The 3,338-nt window shown below is 72.0% G+C and carries 3 protein-coding genes; 1 reads left to right on the forward strand and 2 read right to left on the reverse strand.

Features of this window, described 5'->3' with window-relative positions; genetic code table 11:
* Together D471_RS0123075 and D471_RS0123080 are read right to left on the reverse strand one after the other, a co-directional pair.
* Positions 1 to 1,281: serine/threonine-protein kinase (locus D471_RS0123075; RefSeq protein WP_241479690.1), on the reverse strand; the 1,281-nt coding region annotated here is incomplete at its 3' end.
* Between the two features lie 284 nt (positions 1,282 to 1,565).
* Positions 1,566 to 2,804, reverse strand: a complete 1,239-nt coding sequence (locus tag D471_RS0123080; RefSeq protein WP_017600811.1) for a hypothetical protein — start codon at positions 2,802 to 2,804, stop codon at positions 1,566 to 1,568.
* A gap of 221 nt (positions 2,805 to 3,025) precedes the next feature.
* Between D471_RS0123080 and D471_RS0123085 the strand changes: the two genes are divergently transcribed.
* The coding region (locus D471_RS0123085; RefSeq protein WP_017600812.1) for a putative quinol monooxygenase at positions 3,026 to 3,338 on the forward strand (313 nt) is incomplete at its 3' end.

Consider the following 3,338-nt stretch of genomic DNA (forward strand, 5'->3'; position numbering starts at 1 on the left):
GGGTGAGGGTGCGGCCCTGCCCCGCAGGATGGGGATCAGCTCCTCGTCGCTCAGGGCGGAGAACCCCCGGAGTTGCTGGGCGGCCGGATCGTCGTCGTGGATGAGGGGCCTGGGCAGGAGCGCCGCGGCCTCGACGGGCGGCGGTGGAGCGAGCAGTCGGTCGGCGTCGAGTGCGCCGATCTCGGTGCCGCCCACCGTGTTCTCACCGCCGAACAGGGTGGAGGACGCCGGGTGCGGCGAGCCCTTGATGTCGGACAGCACCTCGCGCAGGACGCCGGTGAGCTGGTCGGCCATCTCGTCGGCGTCCTGGAAGCGCAGGTCCGGTTCGGCCCGCGTGCTGCGGCGCAGCAGGCGGTCGAAGGACTCGTGCCGTCTGAGCAGCGGCACGGTGTCGGCGGGCGGGAGGGTGTGCGCGTGCTCGCGTCTGGCGTCGAACCGGAAACTGAGGACGGCCAGGGACCGTCCCACGGAGTAGAGGTCGGAGCTGATCGAGGGGCCGGGGGAACGCAGCTCCTCCTCCGGCACCCGGTAGCCGGGCGTGCTGTAGACGGAGCTGGAGGTGTCGTCCATACGCCGCACACCGCCCAGGTCGATGAGCTTGATCTGCTCCTCGCTCTGCATGACGTTGTCCGGCTTGAAGTCGCAGTAGAGCAGACCCTTGCTGTGCAGGTAGCCGAGGGCGCGCAGGCTCTCCAGACCGTAGGCGATGACCTGGTCGACGGGCAGGACCTCGTAGCCGGTGCCCGGCTCCCCGCGCTCGGTGAGCAACTGCCGCAGCGATTTGCCCCCGACGTACTCCATGACGATGTGGCCGGCGGGGATACCGGTGTCGGGGTCGGGGTACTGCGAGAAGTTGATGATCTTGACGATGTTGGGGTGCTCGACCTCCGACAGGAAGGCGCGCTCGGCGGCGGCCGCCCTGTGCGCCTCCGCGTCCCCGGCGTTGAGCAGGCCCTTGAGTACCACCCAACGGTCGTTGACGTTGCGGTCCTTGGCCAGGTAGATCCAGCCCAGCCCACCGTGGGCGATACAGCCGAGCACCTCGTACTGCCCACCGACCAGGTCGCCCGCGGCGAGCTTGGGTGTGAAGGAGAAGGGGGTGCCGCAGCTGCGGCAGTACCCCTCGGTCCGGCCGGGACGGCCGTCACGGGAGCGGCCGACCCGGTCGTTGCAGACGCCGCAGAAGCGGTTCTTCTCCGCGACGACGGGCTCGGTCATGACCGCCTCGGCCGGATTCCGGTAAGGGACCATGGGCACCTGGACCATGCCCATCCCGAGCATGCCGCGCGCGGAGCGGCGGCTGCTCCCGGCCGACCCCGCACCCGTGCCGTGCACGTTCCCGGTGCCCGTGGTGTCTGCGGACCCGGCGCCGCCGGAGAGGAGGGCACGGTCCTCCGGCGGAGTTCCGGGAGGGCGCACCCACGGGACCGGTTGGGAGGCGGGCTGAGGTGCCAGGGGGACCTGTTCGGTCCTGGCGTGGAGTACGTCGCCCGGCGCACGGCCGCAGGTACGGCAGGAACCGCCCTCGATCCGGCCGTCGCAGTCGGGTTCCGTGCACGCGGTCGTCACGTGTGCGCACCTCCTTCACTCCCGCCGCCCGGCTCTCCGGCGCCGGAGGGGGTTCCGTCTTCGGGGAAGTCGGCCCCGGACACCTCCTTGAGCGCGCTGAGGTAGGCGGCCAGCGCGACGGTGGCGGCGCGCAGGTCGCAGGGGACCGACCACAGTTCCCAGTGCGCCACGCCGTGCAGCCCGGCGAGCCGCACGTCACCGGCCAGGCCGAGCCGGACCGAGAGCGCGCGGAAGGCGTCCAGTCGGCCACGCAGCTCGGCCCGGCGTTCCAGCAGACGGGTGAGCCCGACCTCCCGGTCGCGGGCGTCGTCGGCGGCGAGGTGAATGGCGCGCTGGAGTTCGCCCAGACGGGAGCCGAGTTCGCGCCAGCGCCCGCCGGCGCGGAGGTCGTCCAGTGCGGCGACGCCCGAGCGCAGACCGGGGACCGGGTCCGGGACGTCGGGCACCTCGGGCGAGGAGACCTTGGCGACGACCTGCGCGCGCAGGCGGTGGGCCCGCCCGATGACCATCTCGACGTCGTCGACGGCGAAGCGGAGGCGGTCAACGGTCTCGCGGTAGGAGTCACGCATGCGCAGGGCGTCGCGGAGCTCGCCCCGGGTGCGGTCCAGCAGTCCGCGCAGGCGCTCGATCTCGGTGGTGACCACGCGTCCGCCGACGACGAGCGACAGCGGGTCGCGGCGGATCACCTCACCGATCCGGAAGAGGGCGGCGCGCAGGTCCTCGTACTCGTCCTCGCCGAGGCCGATCATGTCGGCGTACGTGCCGATCTCGTGCCACATGGATTCCAGCTCGCCGAGCCGGGGGTGGAGGGCGTCCCAGGCGGTCTCGACGGCGGAGATGGCCTCGGTGACCTCCTCGTAGTCGGCCGTCACCCGGGCGATGGCCTCCGCGAGGGTGATCCGTTCGTCGGAGGCGTCCGGACGGGTGTCGGTACGCGGAAGCACCACCGAGGGGCCGTCGAGGAGACGGGTGAGCTCGCATTGGGAGTCGGGGTCGCCCGAGACACGCAGATCGGTGGCGCGCTCGACCACGTCCCGCACGGCGGGGTGCGCCGCCCACAGGCTGCGGACGTGCGCGTCCGCCCTCTCCCAGCGCAGTCTGGTGCGTCCGACCAGGTCCGCCTCCCGGAGCAGGCGGTGGCTGACGTGGCCGTCCAGGTCGGTGCGGTAGAGGGCGATCCGATCCGCCTCACCACGCACACGGTTGAGCGCGTGGTCGATGCCCTCCCAGCTCATCGGAGGCATCCGTGCCCCTGGCGCGCTCCCCACCTTCCACATCACTCCCCGTGTCACGCGTCCACGCCCGATCCACGTGAACGGCCCCGTCCTCTCGATGTCCAGATACGAGTCTGGCCGCCGTCCTGCCGAACCACAAGGGCGTCCCGGTGTTCGGCCGTGACCGGCCATGGGGGACGTATCCTCGGGACACCCCCGGCGCCGAGAACAGTGGAGGAATCGTGGCCGACCAGGCGGTGGCACTCGTCATCTCGATCCGCGTGTCGCCGGGCCGCCGCGAGGACTTCCTCACCGGGATCTCCCGCAACGCCGCCGCCGCGCTGAGCGACGAGCCCGGCTGTCTGCGGTTCGAGGTCACCCAGGACGCGGCGGACCCGGACGTGTTCTGGGTCTATGAGGTGTTCGCCGACGAGGAGGCGCTCCGGGCGCACCGCCGCGCACCGCACTTCCTCGCCTGGCAGGAGGAGAAGGCCGCGTTGGTCGTCCCCGGAAGCCAGGTCGACCATCTCGGTACCCGTGTCATCGGCGGGGGCC

Origin of the sequence: Nocardiopsis lucentensis DSM 44048 (assembly GCF_000341125.1) — a bacterium.
Lineage (GTDB): Bacteria > Actinomycetota > Actinomycetes > Streptosporangiales > Streptosporangiaceae > Nocardiopsis > Nocardiopsis lucentensis.

Excerpts from the sequence above, each read along its gene's own strand:
- D471_RS0123080 (WP_017600811.1), bottom strand. The coding sequence starts at position 2,804 with ATGAGCTGGGAGGGCATCGACCACGCGCTCAACCGTGTGCGTGGTGAG.